Origin of the sequence: Anoxybacteroides voinovskiense (genome assembly GCF_014196205.1) — a bacterium.
Lineage (GTDB): Bacteria > Bacillota > Bacilli > Bacillales > Anoxybacillaceae > Anoxybacteroides > Anoxybacteroides voinovskiense.
Genome location: NZ_JACIDE010000011.1, coordinates 60,749 through 78,510 on the forward strand (window position 1 = coordinate 60,749; position 17,762 = coordinate 78,510).

Sequence of the window (17,762 nt, forward strand, 5' to 3'; positions counted from 1 at the left end):
CCTCAAGCGATGCGAGGATGGTTTATAAAGTGAACCCGTTTTTCCGCCGCTTTTCTAGCCATAAGGAAAGCGGGAGTTCGGCGATGACCATGCCGATTAAAATGCCGCTACAGCCGATGAGGTCGAATGCTGAAAGCCGTTCGCCCGCCCAAATATAAGCAGTGATAGCAGCAAATACTGGTTCCATCGAAAAAATAAGAGCAACGCGGGCAGGGGTCGTATATTTTTGAAAATTCGTCTGAATTAAAAAGGCGGCGACAGTAGCAAATAACGACGTAATGAGCAGTGCTGTCCACACTTCTTTGCGCGCGAAAATAGCATAATTCCATGTCGGTTCTTCAAATAGAACGGCAAAAATAGAACATGTCACGGCAACAGTAAAAATTTGTACGATCGTTAATAATAGTGCCGGATAATGACTGGCATATTTTCCGGTAATGACAATATGGAAGGCAAACGAAATGGCGCAAAAAAAGACGAATAAATCGCCGCGGTTGATGGACCATTCTCCGCCGTTCACCGTTAAAAAATATAAGCCGACCGTCGCCATCATCGCCCCGAGTACGGCGTTGGCGGTCGGTTTTTGTTTTAGAAAAAGGAAGGCGAGAAACGGAACGATAACGACGCTAAGCCCCGTAATAAACCCTGCGTTTGCGGACGTTGTATATAACAACCCAATCGTTTGTAACGCGTAGCCGCTAAAAAGCCAAACGCCCATCCATCCTCCGGCAATGAGTACTGGTCGGTTGATCGACCGAAGCAACGGGCGATGAAAGAGGCATGCCCAAACGAGCAAAAAAATTCCTGCGAGCCAAAACCGAACAGCGTTAAACGAAAGTGGCGGCAAAAAAGAAATGGCGTTTTGCACGACGACAAACGTCGCCCCCCAGACAAATGCAACGAAAAGTAAACTAACATCAGCACCCCATTGTTTTTTCATTTTTCATCCCTTTCATATACATAAATGACAAAATATAGACGTAAATCTAAATGAAACTAATGTTACTTTACCATCATTTTCGGAAAATTTCCATCCTTTTTTCTAAAAACGGGGGAGTAGTTATGTTTGGGAAAGGTTTGTTGTATAATAAAAAGAAGAATGATGGTGGAAGGATGACGAACAGTGGACGTAATCATTCAGTGGACGTACATAACGCCGAAAAAACAAGAAGTGGTGTTCACTTCTGACCTTCTCCCGGCGGAAAAAGCGCTTTTATTAGCGGAAGATTTGGAAAAAACGGGGCGCGTGAAAGAATTAGTATTTATTGACCGGCGCAATACCGAGTGGACGAAAAAAGAACTAGCCAAACTATTACAAGAAATTGAAACAGAGCCACATGATATTGTTGCTTATTTTGATGGGGGATTCGATAAAGAAACGCAAGAGGCAGGAGTCGGAGCGGTTGTCTATTACAAACAAAACCAGCAGCCGTATCGTCTGCGGGCGAATCGACGGCTAGGGCAACTGACGTCGAATAACGAGGCGGAGTATGCGGCGTTTTGGTTTTTAGTGCAGATGTTAGAGGAGCTCGGGGTGCATCATTTGCCTGTTGTTTTTCGCGGCGACTCGCACGTTGTGCTCAATCAGTTATCTGGGGCGTGGCCGTGTTTTGAAAAAGAGTCGAGTGCATGGCTTGACCGCATCGAGGAGAAACTAAACGAGCTTGGCATTCAGCCGATTTATGAGCCGATTTCGCGCAAACAAAATAAAGAAGCGGATCAGCTGGCGAGCCAAGCGCTCGAGGGGAAAATGGTTACGAGTACGATCGAGCTTGCAAAGAAAGGGAACGACAGTGATGAGTAAAGAAGAAAAGCTTTCGAAACGAAAAGAAATATTAGAAAAACTAAACGACCTCCATCATTCGTATTGTGAAGGGTGTTTTCTAAAAGCTACGTTTCGCAAAGAAATCGGAAAAACGTATGCGCAGTCGTTTTGCATTACGAAGTGTACGGTTGGGGAAAAGATAAAAGGGTACGGAGAAATGTTATTGGCGGTTTCTCGATAAAAGGCTGACCTTAATGGGCAGCCTTTTTACTGCAGCGCTTCGTTTAGTTGATGTTCGGCTTGTTTCAATCGCTGTTCGCATTTGGCGAGGAACGAGTCATCGACGCCCGTTCGTTCGCTACGAATGCGTGTTAATTGTTCATAGGCGTTCGTAATTGATTGTTTAGCTTCCGCGAGCATGTCGCGGTCGAGGCTCATCGTTGCCGAACCGACCATTTTTTGCGCCGTGTCGACAAACATTTCAAGCTGTTTCAAATCATTGTAGCCAGTGTGAAGTTCCATTACACCCACCTCCTAGAGGGTAGTGTTTGTTGCCGGCATGAAAATATGTATGGCATTGTACAAATTCCATAAGAAAAAGGCTGGCGTATGCCAGCCTGATCTCGTCTTTCCTATATGTTTTTAGGCGCCATTAGCTTGCTTTACAAGCGAGTTTTGCCGATAGGCGAGCGCCTTTATATGTCAACGAGCGCTTAATTATAATTTTACGACGTTCGCAGCTTGTGGTCCGCGGTTTCCTTGAACGATTTCAAAAGAAACTTCTTGACCTTCTTCTAATGTTTTGTAGCCTTCTCCTTGGATTGCTGTGAAGTGAACGAATACGTCCGCTCCGCCTTCTACTTCGATGAACCCATAGCCTTTTTCGTTGTTAAACCATTTTACTTTACCGTTTTGCATAATACTTAATTCCTCCTAATACCTTTAGCACCTTACGGCTAGCTTAAAAATTTTTATCAAATAACGGAATATACTCCACAGCAGTCTAAGGTGAGTGCTTCATGCTGCATCGGTTGAAATATATTCTGTTAAATGATGTCTTTACTATACACTAATGAAACGGCATCGTCAAGGAAAAGCAGATGAAATTCAGAAAAAATTTGCAAATTTTTTGGCATTCGTTTGAACGGCAGGGAAATGGATAGAAGTTGTCGAATAAATATGTATAGATAGTTAGCGAGTGGCATACATTGGTAATAGGAGAGGAGGAGTCGTATGTATCGCGGAACGATGAACGGAAAAGAAGTGATTATCCATTTAGGGAAAAAAGTAAAGTCGCAATATGCAGATGACCATAAACTGTATCATGCTGTGCTTTCTTATGGAGAAACGGCGTTTAAAAAAGGGCAACGGACGTTCGGGATTTTTCATGATCATATCGGCTTAATTGTGGCGGAAGTAGAAAACCATGACATTCCGGTCATTCGGGTTGATTATGTGATTGAAAACGAAAATGTCTACGAATAACAGTTGACAAATGGGGGATGATGGAATAAATTATAGGTAAGCCATGTTGAAAGCGTTATCATTTTTTTAGCGGACCTTTGCCAAAAAAGGCATAGGTCTTTTTCTCTTTTTTTCGAATGAGTGAAACGCATGGCTGTTTCATGCGTATGATGAATAAGAGATAGACAAGAGGTGAAGAAATATGTTGTTGCGAAAAATGATGTCAAAATTAGGTGTCGGTTCGGCGTATGTCGACTTGCGTTTAAATAGACATGTATTACAGCCGGGAGATGTGATGGAAGGAGAGCTTTATATTTGCGGCGGAACGGTCGATCAGAAAATTGAAAAGCTTGATGTGGATTTCGTTTGCAAAATAACACGCAATGGGAAAGAAGAAGATACAGTAATTGCGACAATTCCAGTGGCAGGAGAATTCGTCATCGAAGAAGAGGAGACGAAAATATTGCCGTTTCGCTACGAGCTTCCAGCTGAAATCGCACCGTCCCAGCCAGGTGTTTCATATCGGTTTATTACTCGTTTGCATATCGAAGACGCCATCGACACGCTCGATTTTGACTATATTCAAATTGTGCCAAAAGAGAAAAAAATTTAAAAACTTATATTGACAACGCTTACAAAACGCCTTATCATTATAATCAAGTTAATAAATGTGGCGGAGATTCGGAGACCCACACATATTCCTCTGGAATGGAGGAGATGTGTGGGGTTTGTATTTTTGGTGTGTAGTAGAGGGAGGAATGCCTATGGAGCAATATATTCTTGCGCTAGATCAAGGAACGACGAGTTCGCGGGCGATTTTGTTCAATCGAAAAGGGGAGATTGTGCATATTGCGCAAAAAGAGTTTACGCAACATTTTCCAAAGCCAGGCTGGGTGGAGCATGATGCGAATGAAATTTGGGGTTCGATTTTAGCGGTTATTGCCGGAGTGTTGTCAGAGGCTGTCGTAAAACCAGAGCAAATCGCTGCTATTGGTATTACGAATCAACGCGAAACGACCGTTGTTTGGGATAAACATACTGGCTTGCCGGTTTATAACGCCATTGTTTGGCAATCACGGCAAACGGCTGGCATTTGCGAGCAGTTGAAGCAACAAGGATATGATGAACTATTCCGTGCCAAAACAGGCTTATTAATTGACGCTTATTTCTCGGGAACGAAAGTGAAATGGATTTTAGACAACGTCGAAGGAGCGCGGGAAAAAGCGGAAAAAGGGGATTTATTGTTCGGAACGATCGATACGTGGCTCATTTGGAAACTCTCTGGCGGCCAAGCCCATGTCACTGACTACTCGAATGCGTCGCGAACGCTTTTATTTAACATTCATGAACGAAAATGGGACGATGACATTTTAGAAATATTAGACATTCCGAAATCGATGCTTCCAGAAGTGCGCCCATCTTCGGAAGTATACGCCAAAACGGTACCGTATCATTTCTTTGGTCAAGAAGTGCCAATTGCTGGGGCGGCTGGTGACCAACAGGCAGCGCTGTTCGGGCAAGCATGCTTTGAAGAAGGAATGGCCAAAAATACGTATGGCACTGGTTGCTTCATGTTAATGAACACAGGCGAAAAAGCAGTGCAATCTCAACACGGGTTATTAACAACGATTGCATGGGGGATTGACGGAAAAGTCGAATATGCACTAGAAGGAAGCATTTTCGTCGCTGGCTCTGCCATTCAATGGCTGCGCGACGGTTTGCGAATGATTAAGCAAGCACAAGATAGCGAAGCGTATGCGGAAAAAGTGGCGTCGACAGACGGCGTATACGTCGTTCCAGCTTTTGTCGGTTTAGGAACACCATATTGGGATAGCGATGTACGTGGTGCCGTGTTCGGTCTCACGCGTGGTACAACAAAAGAGCACTTTATTCGCGCGACATTAGAATCGCTCGCTTACCAAACGAAAGATGTTCTCACCGCTATGGAAGCAGACTCCGGCATTTCGCTAAAAACGTTGCGTGTCGATGGGGGTGCGGTGAAAAACAATTTCCTTATGCAATTTCAAAGCGACATTCTCGGTGTGCCGGTGGAGCGCCCAGTCATTAACGAAACAACTGCGCTTGGCGCTGCTTATTTAGCCGGGCTTGCCGTCGGTTATTGGAAAGACCGATCAGAAATTGCCACACAATGGCAATTAGAGCGTGCGTTTGAACCACAAATGCCGAGCAACCAACAATCGGCTTTATACGAAGGATGGAAAAAAGCCGTCAAAGCCGCAATGGCGTTTAAATAAACAAAAGAGGGGGTCGGTTGCGACCTCCTCTTTATTTTAGATGCCGAATCCCATGACGTAATAATTGTGTTGCTTCTTCCGCACGAAGCGGCACGCTAAATAAATAGCCTTGCGCTTCTTGGCAGCCTCTTTCTTCTAAATAGCGAAGCTGCTCTAAAGTCTCCACTCCTTCTGCAATCACGTTCATTCTTAAATGATGGGCAAGCGAAATAATCGTATTTGTAATGACACTTCCATAATACGAATGTGGGCAGTCGGCAATAAACGACTGGTCGATTTTCACTGTATCCACTTCCAGCCGCTTCAAATAAGCAAGCGATGAGTAACCTGTCCCGAAATCGTCGATCGAAAGCCTTACGCCCATTTCTTTCAACCGCGTTAAATTCGTTAAAATGACCGATTCGTGATAAATCATCATACTTTCTGTAATCTCGAGCTCTAACGCATTTGGCGATAGTTGTTTCTCCAGCAAAATCCACTCAATCCGCTTCGCAAAATGCGGGTCAAGCAGCTCTTTCACAGAAATATTTACCGCCATTCGCACCGAGAACCCCATTTTCCGCCACACCGCATGTTGCTCGCACGCTTGACGTAACACCCATTCGCCCATTGTGACGATAAACCCTGTTTCTTCTGCCAAGCTAATAAACTGTCCAGGGGAAACATGGCCGTGCACAGGATGATACCAGCGCACGAGTGTTTCCATCGCTTCTACTTTTTTCGTTTGCACATCAATAATCGGCTGGTAAACAACAGACAACTCATTATTTTGAATCGATTTATGCAAATCGCTTAATAAAATCAAATTCGGCAATTTCTGTTGCAAAAGCGTCTCTTCATACACAAAATAATCGTTTTTTCCTTTCCGCTTTACTTCATACATCGCCATGTCCGCATATTGCAACAACGTATCGACATCGTCGCTATGGAATGGATAAAACGAAATACCGATGCTTGCGGTAAGAAAAAGCTCTAATTCATCAAGCCGAACAGGTTCTTGAAAAGCGCGCAAAATATGTTTCGCCACATCGATCGCTTCGTATTGGTATTGGAGATTTGGCAGCACAACGGTAAACTCATCGCCGCTCATCCGTGCGACCGTTCCTTTTTGCCCGACTCTTTCTTGAATAAGTGCACTAATCGTTTGCAATACGCGGTCGCCGATCGTATGACCGAGCGAATCGTTCACGTATTTAAACCGGTCAATGTCCATATATAAAAGTGCCACCGTTTTGTTATGCTGTTTCGCTTCGGAAATCGCTTTCTTTACTTTGTCATAAAATAGCCGGCGATTCGCTAATTTTGTGAGCGGATCATAATATGCTAGCTCGCGAACGCGCTGTTCTTGTTCGACTCGCTCCGTAATGTCTTTGGCAATAATCGATACACCAATGATTTTTTTATTTATCCATACAGGAACGGGCGTTGCATTAATATATAATACCGTTCCATTTTTATGGCGAAGGCGAAAATCGAGATGGCGAGAATAACCGTTTGCTGTATCTGTTAACACATCGAGCACTTTTGGCAAATCATCTGGCACGACTAAGTCATGAAGTGTTATTTTCAATAGTTCATGGCGCGGATAACCAGTTAGCTGCGCCGCTGCGCGGTTCACCGCAAAAAATGTTCCATCTAAATGAAGCGAAAAGACGGCATCTTTGTTATATTCAAACAACGACTGATAATGCTGGCGGCTTTCTTGCAAATCGTTTTTTATTTGCGCTTGTTCAATCGCTAATCCAGCGAGGGCAGAAAACGTAGAAACAACTTCCAAATCTTCTTCTTGCGGGATACTGACGTCGCGCTGATAAATGCCAAACGTCCCGATGACTTTTTTTGTGGATGAGAAGATTGGAAGCGACCAACACGACCGCAGCCCGTGCGCGAGCGCTACTTCTTTATAATGCTGCCAAAGCGGATCGGTGGAGATATCAGAAACGATGACGAACTCTTTGCGAAAGGCAGCGGTGCCGCACGACCCGACTTCAGGGCCGATTTGGCAACCGTTAATCGCTTCGATATATTTTTCTGGCAAACTTGGCGCTGCCCCATGATAAAGCCGGTTCGTTTCGTCGTTTAATAGTAAAATCGAACAAAGGAGATGAGGACGAATCGTTTCGACGGTGCGGGTAATTTCGCATAAAATATAGGAGAGAGGCATTTCTTTTGCGACGAATTCTAAAATTTTTTTCTGTCCCGCAAGCAACTCTTTCGTCTTTTTTTCTGCCGAAACGTTATGACAAGAAACGAGAAAAATCGTCTTGCTGTCTTCTGTTACCATTCGATACATCGTTTCTTGCACATAGATGATTTCGCCGTTTCTTTTTATTTTTCGGAACTCTAAATGGTGCATGTCGCCGAGTTGGCCATCACGAAGCTGTTTCAGTTGCGTTGTTACTTTTTCTTTGTCATCCGGATGAACGACAATTAAGGCAGATTGGCCAATTAACTGTTCGCGTTCGTATCCTAAATACCGAGCGGCAAATTCGTTCACATCCAATATATGTCCATCTATGTCTAAAATAAATTGCATCGCAGGCATCCAAAAATAAAATGGAATATACGGCGATAAATGCATGAGTGAGCAACTCCATTCTATGAAAATATAGCCATTATTGACTATTACTATATTACCACGTATCATGAAAAAATTGTCGATTTTTTTGTCGAAAATATTTAATTTTTTGTTGTTTTTTGTCGAAAAAACAAGAAGTGATATGTAACGTAGTCAAATTCTATTATACAATAAAAAACCAATGCATAGTTTGTTATTTTTTGCTAAAATAAAAAATGTTCGTTTGTTCACATAAAGAATAGGAGGGACTTAGATGAAAACGCGCGGGAAAATTGTGTCGATGTATATTGTAACGGTAGTCATTTTGATCGCGATTATTAATGTCGTTATTTATTTTCAATTCCAGTCATTAATTGCCCATAAAGTCATTAGTATGGATGCGCAAATGGCGTTGCAATTGATGGATGCGAAGTACGAAGGCAGCTGGCAACTAAAAGACGGCGAGCTGTATAAAGGGGAAATAAAAGTACGCGAAAACAACGAACTTGTTGATTACGTCAAGCAAATGGCACATGCTGACAGCACCATTTTTTTAGGCGACGAACGAATTGCGACAACGGTTGAAAAAAACGGGGAGCGGCAAATTGGTACAAAAGCAGCGGCAGTGGTCGTGCAAGAGGTGCTGAAACAAGGACATGATTACATCGGAACAGCAGATGTTGTTGGGACACCGTATATTACGAGTTATTTGCCAATTAAAGATGATAGCGGTAACGTCATTGGCATGTTTTTTGTTGGTATCCCACAAGAAGTGGTGAACAAAGATGTGAACGCTGTAATTTGGAAAATTATCATTATCTCGCTCATTTCACTAGTGATTGGGATTGGATTGTACCATCTTCTTATTTCCATGCGGATTATGAAACCGTTAACTGCTGCGAAAAATTATATACACACGATGGCAACAGGAAACTTTACGACCGAGTTTCCAAACGAATTGCTTACTTCTAACGATGAATTTGGCGAAATGCTGCGAGCATTAAATGAATTGCAGACGAAAATGAAGGAAGCGGTAACGAACATTCAGCAGCAATCGATAAGCGTCGGAAATCAAGCGAATACCTTAGCGGCGACGTCGGAACAAATGTCGTCCTCGACCGAAGAAGTGGCGTCGACGATGCAGCAAGTAGCGGAAGGGGCGGCGAATCAAGCGAACGATTTGACCGAAATCGCGCATTCCCTCGCATACTTAACACAAAAAGTGGAAAATGTATATGTTGAATTAGGCAAAGTGAAAGAGGAAACGACCCGTACGGCCGATAAAGCAGATATCGGCAAACAAGAAATGGACGCACTGATTGCCGCCATTGACGAAATGAAACAGGCGTTTGATTTAGTCGTGGAAAAAGTAGCGAATTTAACACAATCGGTGCAACAAATTAGCCATATTACCGAAATGATTTCCACGATTTCTGAACAAACGAACTTATTAGCATTAAATGCGGCGATTGAAGCAGCGCGCGCTGGAACAGCTGGAAAAGGATTTGCAGTTGTTGCCGATGAAGTGCGCAAACTTGCTGAACAAGCTAAACGATCGACAGAAGAAATCGTCCAGCTTATTTCTTCGATTCAAACAGACGCCTCGAACGTGACAAACACGTCGCAACAAGTGAAGCAGTTTATTGACCGACAAACAGGTGCCGTCGAAAAAACGGTTCGCTCGTTTGGCGATATTCTTGCCTCCATTAGCCGAATTGCCCCACTGCTAAACCGGACGGATGAAGCGATGGGGGAAATTGTGAAGGCGAAAGATGACGTCATTGGCAAAGTCGAACAAATTAGTGCAGTGGCAGAAGAAAACTCTGCGGCAACGGAAGAAGTAACTGCATCTACGGAAGAATTGACCGCTTCCGCGCAAGAAATTGCCGCTACCGCCCAACAACTAAATGCTATTTCTGATCATTTGCAACAAACGGTGCGCCAATTTACAGTGTAAGGCTGTTCGCGAAAGCGAGCAGTCTTACTTTTTACTTGTAACCGTTTCCAAAACGAATTATAGTAAAACTAGGTGAATGTTATGACGAATAAACGATGGACGATTAGTTTAATAGTGTTATTTTTTCTCTTTCTTTACGTGCTTTTTCACTTTGTCGCGGCGACGCAAGAGATGGAACGAACGGTAGAGAAGCTAAAACAGACGAGCAAAAAGGCGGAATCGTTGCCGCATTTTGTGCTCATTTCCCAAGAGTTTGACAACCCGTATTGGCGTAAAGTCGAACAAGGTGCAAAAGAAGCAGCGAAGCAATATCATGTGAACGTCGAGTACATAGGACCGTTAAGGACAAGCATGGATGAGCAGATGAAGCTGCTAGAAAAAGCGATTGCTTCCGGAGTGGACGGCATTATTGTCCAAAGCTTAAACGATGCCCGTTTTACGCCGCTCATTAATAAAGCGATGGCTCGCAACATTCCAGTCATTACAATCGATACAGACGCCCCAAAAAGCCATCGCCTTGCGTACGTCGGTACGAATAATTTTGAGGCAGGGCAACTGCTCGGCAAAGCGGTTGCGTCGCGCGTTGCAGGAAAAAATAAAATTGGTGTTATTATCGGTAGCGAAACATCAGCAAACCAACAGCTACGCTTGCAAGGATTTCAGTCGATTATCACCCAACATCCAGAGCTGTCCATCACCGTTGTTTCCGCGTCGAACATTTCGCGCATTCAAGCATCGATTCAAGCAGAAAAAATGTTGCTAACACATCCGGACATTACCGTAATGGTTGGCACGAGCGCGTTAGATGCAATCGGTATTTTAATGGCAACAAAAAATTTAGATCGTCGAGATGTTAAAATTTTTGGTTTTGACGATGTCGAAGAAACGTTAGAAGCGATTAAACAACGAAAAATTGTAGCGACAGTCATTCAAAAACCGTACGATATGGGATTTTCTGCTGTCAAATTAATGGTGGAACATTTGGCAGGGAAACCGATTGCGAACGAATATTTTACGGCAACAGAAATTGTCGATGCGACAAACATCGAGCAGGAGGGAACGAAATGAAAATTCGCACGAAATTGTTTATTTTCATCCCGCTGCTCGTATTGTTGTTAAATGTTATTGCTTTTTTCATTTTTCAAAGCGGTAAAAAAGTGCAAGAAAGCTACGACGTCATGATGCAACGCATTTTTTTATACAAACAGCTATCGATGGAAACGCAAGAAAATTTACGATTTTTGAGCAGCTATTTAATTCATCAAGATGAAACGAGCCAACAGTTGTTAACAGCACATCAAAAAGAACTAGAACGATTGCAAACAATACTTCTTGCCCATCATTTAGAAGGAAATGATGCACTAACGCTTGAAAACTATAAAAATATGATTCATGAATTTCTTGAGTTAGAACAATCGATTGTTCGTAAACTGAACAACCGACAATTTGCTGATTATGCCGATTCGTATAACGAAATTGAAAAAATTTCTAGTTTTATTCGTGAAGACAGCCAAACGCTTGTCGATTTAGAGCTAAGTACGTATCAACCTGTGTATAAACAAATGCTTGTCAATGTCGGACGGATGAATGAGCTTGGTGGGACGCTGTTTGTGTTAACGACGGTATTAAGCATTGTGTTTGCGATTTGGCTGTCACGTACCATTGTTATTCCAATCCGCCGGCTCGTCGATGCGGCGAAAAAAATATCAGCGGGCGATTTAGAAACGCACATTCCATTGTTAGACGGAAATGACGAAATGGGGCTGCTCGGCCGAACGTTCCAGCAAATGATGGAAAACTTGCGCCAACTCATCGCCAAAAACATGGAAATGCTAGAAAAGGAAAAGTTGGTGAGTGAGTTAGAACTAAAGGCGCTCCAAAGCCAAATTAACCCCCATTTTTTATTTAATACGTTAAACGTCATTTCGAAGCTTGCGTATATTGAAGGGGCGGAACGAACGAGCGAGCTAACGATATCAACGTCGAATTTGTTGCGCTACAATTTGCGCAAACTCGATGAACCGGTGACGTTGCGTGACGAAGTCGAGCATGCAAAAGAATATTTTTCGATCCAAAAAGCACGCTTTCGCGACCGTATTACGTTCCAGCTCGACATTGATGAAACGTGCCTTGACCAAGTCATTCCGTGTTTAACGCTTCAGCCGTTACTAGAAAATGCGTTCGTGCACGGAATTGAAGGGATGGAGGAAGGAGCGGTCATCCAACTGGCGATTCGTCCACGCAAAAACTATATTCGCATTACGATCGCTGATAACGGCGTCGGTATGGAAGAAGACGTTCGCCAAGCAATTTTGCGCTCGTCATCTTACTCGTTTTCGAAAAAAGGGCATTCGACCGGACTTGGCATGTCGAACGTATTACGACGGTTACAACTATTTTATGGAATTGAAAAACTCGTGAAAATTCATAGTGAACCAAATAAAGGAACAACTATCGTCTTGACGTTGCCAAGAAGGAGAGGTGGGGATGTGAATGTATAAGCTACTTATTGCCGATGATGAACCGCTCGAGCGGGAAGGATTAGAGCTTATGATTCAGCGAATGCTTCCCGAGCAGTTTCTCATTTTTCATGCAGAAAATGGGCGCAGCGCCATCCAACAAGTGGAGCGGCAGCGGCCGGACATCGTTTTCATGGATATTAAAATGCCTGGTATTCACGGATTGGAGGCGATTGCGGAAATCCGAAAAACGTATCCAGCGATGAAAATCGTCATTTTAACTGCCTATGACTATTTTACGTATGCAAAAGAAGCGATTTCGTTAGGCGTCAACGAATATTTGTTAAAACCGGTGAAAAAAGAGCAAATTGTTGCCGTATTAAACAAGCTGACCGAAGAGATTGCGACGGAAAAAAAGATGCGTGACGCACAATTAGAAACAAAAGAAAAACTAGCACAACTTTACACGTTAAGCGAAACGACGTTTACGTTGTTTTTAATGGGGAGAATTGACGATTTTGATCCGAAGCAAGCCCCACTCGATTTCCATAAAGGTTTTGCCGTCGCCATTCAGCTAGAGGCGCTACCGAAACAAAAGCAAGTATTAGAGCAAATGAGGGACTACGCCAAAAGCGTCGGGGAGTGTTTATGCAGCCCGCTCGTTGGCCACCATTTTTCCCTCTTTTTCCAAGCAACGGATGACGGGGAAGAAAAAACGATTCCGTTCGCTCAGCGGCTATTGAAACAGCTCGAAAAACTAGCGCAGACGCCGATAAAAATGGGGATTGGTACGATTCAAAGCGGCATTGATGGGTTAAAACAATCGTATAAAGAAGCGGCATTGGCGCTTTACTATTTACCATCGTTTAGCCGTGTGCAGCACATTCATGACGTCCCATTAACAGAAAGCGCCGAGCCAATTAACCCGCTGGCGATTGAGACACATCAGTCGATGATCGAGCAAGTCGAAGCGTTTTTACACGAAAACTATCACCGTGACCTTTCGTTAGAAGAAGTAGCAGCGTCTGTCCATTTAACGCCGCATTACTTTAGCAAACTATTTAAAAAACAAACAGGACAAACGTTTATTGACTACGTAACAACATTGCGCATCGAAAAAGCGAAAGAACTACTTCGTGACGAGCGGCTAAATATAAAAGAAGTTTGCTATGACGTCGGCTATAAAGACCCGAACTACTTTAGCCGCGTCTTTAAAAAATGGACAACCCTCACTCCGAAAGAATATCGGCAGCAATATAGCAGCCGTTCATAACATTCAGAGAACTAGCACTTTTTTGTTCTAACACAAAAAAATGCTAGTTCTTTTTTCATTTTCAGAAAGAAAGCGCTTTATTTGTGCGATGGTGTGACAAAGAAGTGAAGAAGATGGAAAGAAAGCGGTTTCTTTTTTCGTGGTATGCTTAATTTGTCAATACGAGAATTCATTAAAGGGGGAATATGTAGTGAAGTGGTGGAGAAGTGCAGCAAAAGGGGCAGCGACGTTTGTGCTAGCGTCCGCATTAACTGCGTGCGGTGTCGTTTCTTCCGGTAATGACACAGCGAAAAAAGAAGAAAAGAAAAAAGACGACAAAATCGTTATCGGTTTTTCAATGGACACGTTGAAAGAAGAACGTTGGCAACATGACAAAGAAATGTTCGAAGCAAAAGCGAAAGAACTCGGCGCAGAAGTGAAAACGCTTGCGGCGAATGGCGACGATGCCGCTCAGTTAAGCCAAGCAGAACAGCTTATTTCGGAAGGTGTCGATGTACTTGTTGTCGTGCCGCATAATGCAGAAGCGTCAGCTGCGATTGTTGAAAAAGCACATAAAGAAGGCATCCCTGTTATTTCGTACGACCGTTTAATTAAAAATTCCGACGTTGACTACTACGTATCGTTCGATAACGTACGCGTCGGGGAAATGCAAGCAAAAGCGATCGTTGAAAAAGCACCGAAAGGAAATTACGTATACATCGGCGGCGCGGATACGGACAATAACGCGCACTTATTCCGTCAAGGAGCGATGAACGTCTTAAAACCGTTAGAAGAAAAAGGCGATATTAAAATCGTTTACGACCAATTCTCAAAAGATTGGAAGCCAGAAGAAGCGTTGAAAAACATGGAAAACGCGTTAACAGCGAACAACAACAACATTCAAGCAGTTGTTGCAGCGAACGACGGAACAGCTGGTGGTGTTATTCAAGCATTAGCAGCACAAGGATTAGCTGGTAAAGTACCAGTTTCTGGTCAAGATGCAGAGCTTGCAGCGCTTCAACGCATTGTCGAAGGCACACAAACAATGACCGTTTATAAACCAATTAAAGCGATTGCGACAAAAGCAGCGGAAATGGCTGTTGCGCTTGCAAAAGGTGAGAAAATCGAAACAAACCAAACCGTATCAAACGGCAAAATCGACGTTCCTTCTGTATTGCTTGACCCAATCGCTGTCACAAAAGACAACATTTTAGATACAGTCATTAAAGATGGCTATCAAAAATTAGAAGACGTATATAAAAACGTGCCAAAAGATCAATGGCCAAAACAATAAATAACGTGAGGGGCTGACGCATCGTCACCCCTCGTTTTCAAGATTGATACAACGGGAGTGAAACGAATGTATGCGTTAGAAATGAGCGAAATCACGAAAGAATTTCCCGGTGTAAAAGCGCTCGACCGTGTCAGTTTCAAAGTGAAAAAGGGAGAAATTCATGCCCTTTGCGGCGAAAACGGTGCGGGTAAGTCGACGTTAATGAAAGTGTTGAGCGGACTTTATCCAGTCGGAACGTACTCAGGTGAAATTCGCATCGATGGCCAGCCAATGGAGTTTCGCAACATTGTCGATGCGGAGAAAGCTGGAATTGCGATTATTCACCAAGAACTTGCGCTTGTGAAAGAAATGACAATCGGTGAAAACATTTTTCTCGGTCGTGAACCGAAAAAGTTTGGTGTTATTCAATGGGACGAATTGTATTACGAGGCAGCAAAATGGCTGGAAAAAGTCGGCTTAAACATTTCTCCGCAAACGAAAATTCACTCGTTAGGAATCGGGCAGCAGCAGCTTGTCGAAATCGCCAAAGCACTTTCGAAAGAAGCGAAAATTTTAATTTTAGATGAGCCGACAGCCGCGCTTACGGAAAGTGAAGTTGAAATTTTAATGGGCATTTTAGAGCAATTGCGCAAACAAGGGGTTGCTTGTATTTATATTTCTCATAAAATGCCAGAAGTGTTTCGCCTTGCAGATTCTATCACTGTTTTACGCGATGGAAAATCGATTGCGACATTATCGCGGGCGGAAACGAACGAAGACGAAGTCGTATCATTGATGGTCGGTCGCGAGTTAACAGAACGTTACCCATACGTGAAGCGAACGCCAAAAGAAGTCGTACTAGAAGTGAAAAACTATTCGGTTTGGCATAAAGATAAACCGATGAAAGTAAATCAAAACATTCACTTGACCGTCCGCAAAGGGGAAATTGTCGGTATTGCTGGGTTGATGGGCTCTGGACGGACGGAATTGGCGATGAGTTTATTTGGCGCGTATGAAGGAAAAGCGGAAGGCGAAGTATGGATTGAAGGACAGCAAGTGCATATTCGCTCGGTGCAAGATGCAATTCGCGCCGGCATTGCCCTTGTGACGGAAGACCGGAAGCGGCTTGGACTAGTGCTTGGCATGGACGTCAAAAATAATACGACGCTTGCTAGTTTAGCAGCGATTAGCAAATGGAAAGTCATTAACCAAAACGAAGAATTAAAATGGAGCCAAAAATATGTCGATGAATTGAAAACGAAAACCGCTTCATTAGAAACACCGGTTGGCACGTTATCCGGCGGCAACCAGCAAAAAGTTGTTTTGGCAAAATGGCTCATGGCGAAACCGAAAATTTTAATTTTAGACGAACCGACACGCGGTATTGACGTTGGAGCAAAATATGAAATTTACCATTTAATGAACAAGCTAGCGGAAGAAGGGGTCGCGATTATCATGATCTCGTCTGAACTTCCAGAAATATTAGGAATGAGCGACCGCATTTACGTCATGCGTGAAGGGAAGCTTGTAAAAGAATTGACCCATGAAGAAGCGACACAAGAAAACATTATGATGGCGGCGACAGGAGGGAAATGACCATGGAAGCAAAAGCAGTCGTCCATGAACGTCAACGCAAACCGTTATTTGGTAAGATTGATATTCGCGCCTATACGATGATTGGCGCATTAGTAGCCATTTGGATTTTCTTCGGCTTTTTAAACGATACGTTTTTAAGCGCTCGTAACCTTTCGAACTTGTTTACGCAAATGTCGGTGACAGCGATTTTGGCAATCGGCATGGTGCTTGTCATTGTCGCAGGTCATATTGACTTATCTGTCGGTTCGATCGTCGGCTTAACAGGAGGCATTGCCGCAATTTTAAGCAACTGGATGGGACTTCCAACAGGCGTTGTCATTATTGGTACGCTAGTTGCGGGGGCATTAATTGGGATGTTGCAAGGCTGGCTTGTCGCATATCGCGCCATTCCAGCGTTTATCGTCACGCTCGGTGGGATGATGATTTTCCGTGGAGTGCTAATGGGGATTACGAAATCAACGACAATCTCTATTTCCGATGCGAATTTTATCGCGTTAGGAAGCGCGTATTTTACAAGCGGTTTTGGATTAGTATTGGCTATTGTAGCAGTTGCCGCGGTTGTATTTATGACATGGAAAAAGCGGCAGTCCCGTCTGCAATACGGCTTTTCCGTTGCGCCGCTTTCGCTTGATATTGCGAAAGTAGCAGCGATTAGCGCATTAATCGTCTTGTTCGTTTTTACGATGAATAGCTATAAAGGAATTCCGTTCCCGATTATTTTCGTCATTGCGCTTGCGCTCATTTTCACGTTTATCGCCACGAAAACGACATTCGGTCGTCACGTATATGCCATCGGCGGCAACTCCGAAGCAGCTCGGTTGTCAGGGATTAACATCCAACGCCATACGATGATGTTGTTCGTCTTTACGGGTTTGCTGTCAGCCATTGCGGCACTTGTCCTAACTGCTCGCCTATCATCAGCGACGATTTCCGCAGGGCAAATGTATGAGTTAGACGCTGTTGCCGCTTGCGTTATCGGCGGGACGTCGTTAATGGGCGGCTCGGGAACAATTGTTGGTGCGATTATCGGGGCGATGGTCATGACATCGCTTGATAACGGCATGTCGCTATTAGGAATGGAAACATTTTGGCAATATATTGTAAAAGGAAGTATTTTAATTTTAGCAGTATGGATGGATATCGCAAGCCGGAAAAAACAAACTCATTAATTGCATAGCCCTCGT

16 protein-coding genes are annotated in these 17,762 nt (G+C 43.6%); 12 read left to right on the top strand and 4 right to left on the bottom strand.

Features of this window, described 5'->3' with window-relative positions:
- Positions 1 to 22: 22 nt before the first annotated feature.
- The gene (locus GGR02_RS09325; RefSeq protein ID WP_183184461.1) at positions 23 to 940 is read right to left on the bottom strand and encodes a DMT family transporter; all 918 of its coding nucleotides are present in this window, start codon (positions 938 to 940) and stop codon (positions 23 to 25) included.
- Between the two features lie 183 nt (positions 941 to 1,123).
- Between GGR02_RS09325 and GGR02_RS09330 the strand changes: the two genes are divergently transcribed.
- Positions 1,124 to 1,804: a ribonuclease H family protein gene (locus tag GGR02_RS09330; RefSeq protein ID WP_183184462.1), complete on the top strand. Its 681-nt coding sequence runs from the start codon at positions 1,124 to 1,126 to the stop codon at positions 1,802 to 1,804.
- A complete protein-coding gene (locus GGR02_RS09335) occupies positions 1,797 to 2,006 on the top strand; it encodes a zinc-finger domain-containing protein (RefSeq protein ID WP_183184463.1) in 210 nt (69 codons plus the stop codon). Before GGR02_RS09330 ends, GGR02_RS09335 begins: the two co-directional genes overlap by 8 nt.
- A 26-nt stretch (positions 2,007 to 2,032) precedes the next feature.
- Here GGR02_RS09335 and GGR02_RS09340 read toward each other — a convergent pair whose 3' ends face one another.
- Together GGR02_RS09340 and cspD are read right to left on the bottom strand one after the other, a co-directional pair.
- Positions 2,033 to 2,287 (bottom strand): DUF2564 family protein, encoded by a 255-nt coding sequence (locus tag GGR02_RS09340; RefSeq protein ID WP_183184464.1) that lies wholly within the window; start codon positions 2,285 to 2,287, stop codon positions 2,033 to 2,035.
- A gap of 195 nt (positions 2,288 to 2,482) precedes the next feature.
- On the bottom strand, positions 2,483 to 2,683 hold the full coding sequence (gene cspD, locus GGR02_RS09345) for a cold-shock protein CspD (protein WP_027408825.1): 201 nt from the start codon (positions 2,681 to 2,683) through the stop codon (positions 2,483 to 2,485).
- 315 nt (positions 2,684 to 2,998) lie between these two features.
- On the opposite strand from cspD, the gene GGR02_RS09350 reads away from it, so the two are divergent.
- The 3 genes from GGR02_RS09350 (at position 2,999) to glpK (ending at position 5,484) form a co-directional block, all read left to right on the top strand.
- Positions 2,999 to 3,250: a hypothetical protein gene (locus GGR02_RS09350; RefSeq protein ID WP_183184465.1), complete on the top strand. Its 252-nt coding sequence runs from the start codon at positions 2,999 to 3,001 to the stop codon at positions 3,248 to 3,250.
- Between the two features lie 181 nt (positions 3,251 to 3,431).
- Positions 3,432 to 3,842, top strand: a complete 411-nt coding sequence (locus GGR02_RS09355; RefSeq protein ID WP_183184466.1) for a sporulation protein — start codon at positions 3,432 to 3,434, stop codon at positions 3,840 to 3,842.
- Positions 3,843 to 3,993: 151 nt separating this feature from the next.
- On the top strand, positions 3,994 to 5,484 hold the full coding sequence (gene glpK, locus GGR02_RS09360; RefSeq protein ID WP_183184467.1) for a glycerol kinase GlpK: 1,491 nt from the start codon (positions 3,994 to 3,996) through the stop codon (positions 5,482 to 5,484).
- Positions 5,485 to 5,515: 31 nt separating this feature from the next.
- Here glpK and GGR02_RS09365 read toward each other — a convergent pair whose 3' ends face one another.
- On the bottom strand, positions 5,516 to 8,065 hold the full coding sequence (locus GGR02_RS09365; RefSeq protein ID WP_183184468.1) for an EAL domain-containing protein: 2,550 nt from the start codon (positions 8,063 to 8,065) through the stop codon (positions 5,516 to 5,518).
- Between the two features lie 250 nt (positions 8,066 to 8,315).
- Between GGR02_RS09365 and GGR02_RS09370 the strand changes: the two genes are divergently transcribed.
- The 7 genes from GGR02_RS09370 to GGR02_RS09400 all read left to right on the top strand — a co-directional run bounded on the left by GGR02_RS09370 (position 8,316) and on the right by GGR02_RS09400 (position 17,747).
- Positions 8,316 to 9,998, top strand: coding sequence for a methyl-accepting chemotaxis protein (locus tag GGR02_RS09370; RefSeq protein ID WP_183184469.1), 1,683 nt, complete (start codon positions 8,316 to 8,318; stop codon positions 9,996 to 9,998).
- A gap of 81 nt (positions 9,999 to 10,079) precedes the next feature.
- Positions 10,080 to 11,066 carry a sugar-binding protein gene (locus GGR02_RS09375; RefSeq protein ID WP_183184470.1) on the top strand — a complete coding sequence of 329 codons (987 nt, stop codon included), beginning with the start codon at positions 10,080 to 10,082 and terminating at the stop codon, positions 11,064 to 11,066.
- A complete protein-coding gene (locus GGR02_RS09380; protein WP_183184471.1) occupies positions 11,063 to 12,499 on the top strand; it encodes a sensor histidine kinase in 1,437 nt (478 codons plus the stop codon). Before GGR02_RS09375 ends, GGR02_RS09380 begins: the two co-directional genes overlap by 4 nt.
- On the top strand, positions 12,492 to 13,730 hold the full coding sequence (locus tag GGR02_RS09385; RefSeq protein ID WP_183184472.1) for a response regulator: 1,239 nt from the start codon (positions 12,492 to 12,494) through the stop codon (positions 13,728 to 13,730). The genes GGR02_RS09380 and GGR02_RS09385 overlap by 8 nt, the downstream gene beginning before the upstream one ends.
- A 190-nt stretch (positions 13,731 to 13,920) precedes the next feature.
- The gene (gene xylF / locus GGR02_RS09390) at positions 13,921 to 15,003 is read left to right on the top strand and encodes a D-xylose ABC transporter substrate-binding protein (protein ID WP_183184473.1); all 1,083 of its coding nucleotides are present in this window, start codon (positions 13,921 to 13,923) and stop codon (positions 15,001 to 15,003) included.
- A gap of 66 nt (positions 15,004 to 15,069) precedes the next feature.
- Complete coding sequence (locus GGR02_RS09395; RefSeq protein WP_183184474.1) at positions 15,070 to 16,578, top strand: xylose ABC transporter ATP-binding protein; 1,509 nt, start codon at positions 15,070 to 15,072, stop codon at positions 16,576 to 16,578.
- A 2-nt stretch (positions 16,579 to 16,580) separates the two neighbouring features.
- A complete protein-coding gene (locus GGR02_RS09400; RefSeq protein ID WP_183184475.1) occupies positions 16,581 to 17,747 on the top strand; it encodes a sugar ABC transporter permease in 1,167 nt (388 codons plus the stop codon).
- Positions 17,748 to 17,762 lie beyond the last annotated feature (15 nt).

Bases quoted from the DNA above. Each gene is read 5' to 3' on its own strand.
- GGR02_RS09325 (WP_183184461.1), bottom strand. From the start codon at position 940: ATGAAAAAACAATGGGGTGCTGATGTTAGTTTACTTTTCGTTGCATTT.
- GGR02_RS09335 (WP_183184463.1), top strand. From the start codon at position 1,797: ATGAGTAAAGAAGAAAAGCTTTCGAAACGAAAAGAAATATTAGAAAAA.
- GGR02_RS09340 (WP_183184464.1), bottom strand. From the start codon at position 2,287: ATGGAACTTCACACTGGCTACAATGATTTGAAACAGCTTGAAATGTTT.
- cspD (WP_027408825.1), bottom strand. From the start codon at position 2,683: ATGCAAAACGGTAAAGTAAAATGGTTTAACAACGAAAAAGGCTATGGG.
- GGR02_RS09350 (WP_183184465.1), top strand. From the start codon at position 2,999: ATGTATCGCGGAACGATGAACGGAAAAGAAGTGATTATCCATTTAGGG.
- GGR02_RS09355 (WP_183184466.1), top strand. From the start codon at position 3,432: ATGTTGTTGCGAAAAATGATGTCAAAATTAGGTGTCGGTTCGGCGTAT.
- glpK (WP_183184467.1), top strand. From the start codon at position 3,994: ATGGAGCAATATATTCTTGCGCTAGATCAAGGAACGACGAGTTCGCGG.
- GGR02_RS09365 (WP_183184468.1), bottom strand. From the start codon at position 8,065: ATGCATTTATCGCCGTATATTCCATTTTATTTTTGGATGCCTGCGATG.
- GGR02_RS09370 (WP_183184469.1), top strand. From the start codon at position 8,316: ATGAAAACGCGCGGGAAAATTGTGTCGATGTATATTGTAACGGTAGTC.
- GGR02_RS09375 (WP_183184470.1), top strand. From the start codon at position 10,080: ATGACGAATAAACGATGGACGATTAGTTTAATAGTGTTATTTTTTCTC.
- GGR02_RS09380 (WP_183184471.1), top strand. From the start codon at position 11,063: ATGAAAATTCGCACGAAATTGTTTATTTTCATCCCGCTGCTCGTATTG.
- GGR02_RS09385 (WP_183184472.1), top strand. From the start codon at position 12,492: ATGTATAAGCTACTTATTGCCGATGATGAACCGCTCGAGCGGGAAGGA.
- GGR02_RS09395 (WP_183184474.1), top strand. From the start codon at position 15,070: ATGTATGCGTTAGAAATGAGCGAAATCACGAAAGAATTTCCCGGTGTA.
- GGR02_RS09400 (WP_183184475.1), top strand. From the start codon at position 16,581: ATGGAAGCAAAAGCAGTCGTCCATGAACGTCAACGCAAACCGTTATTT.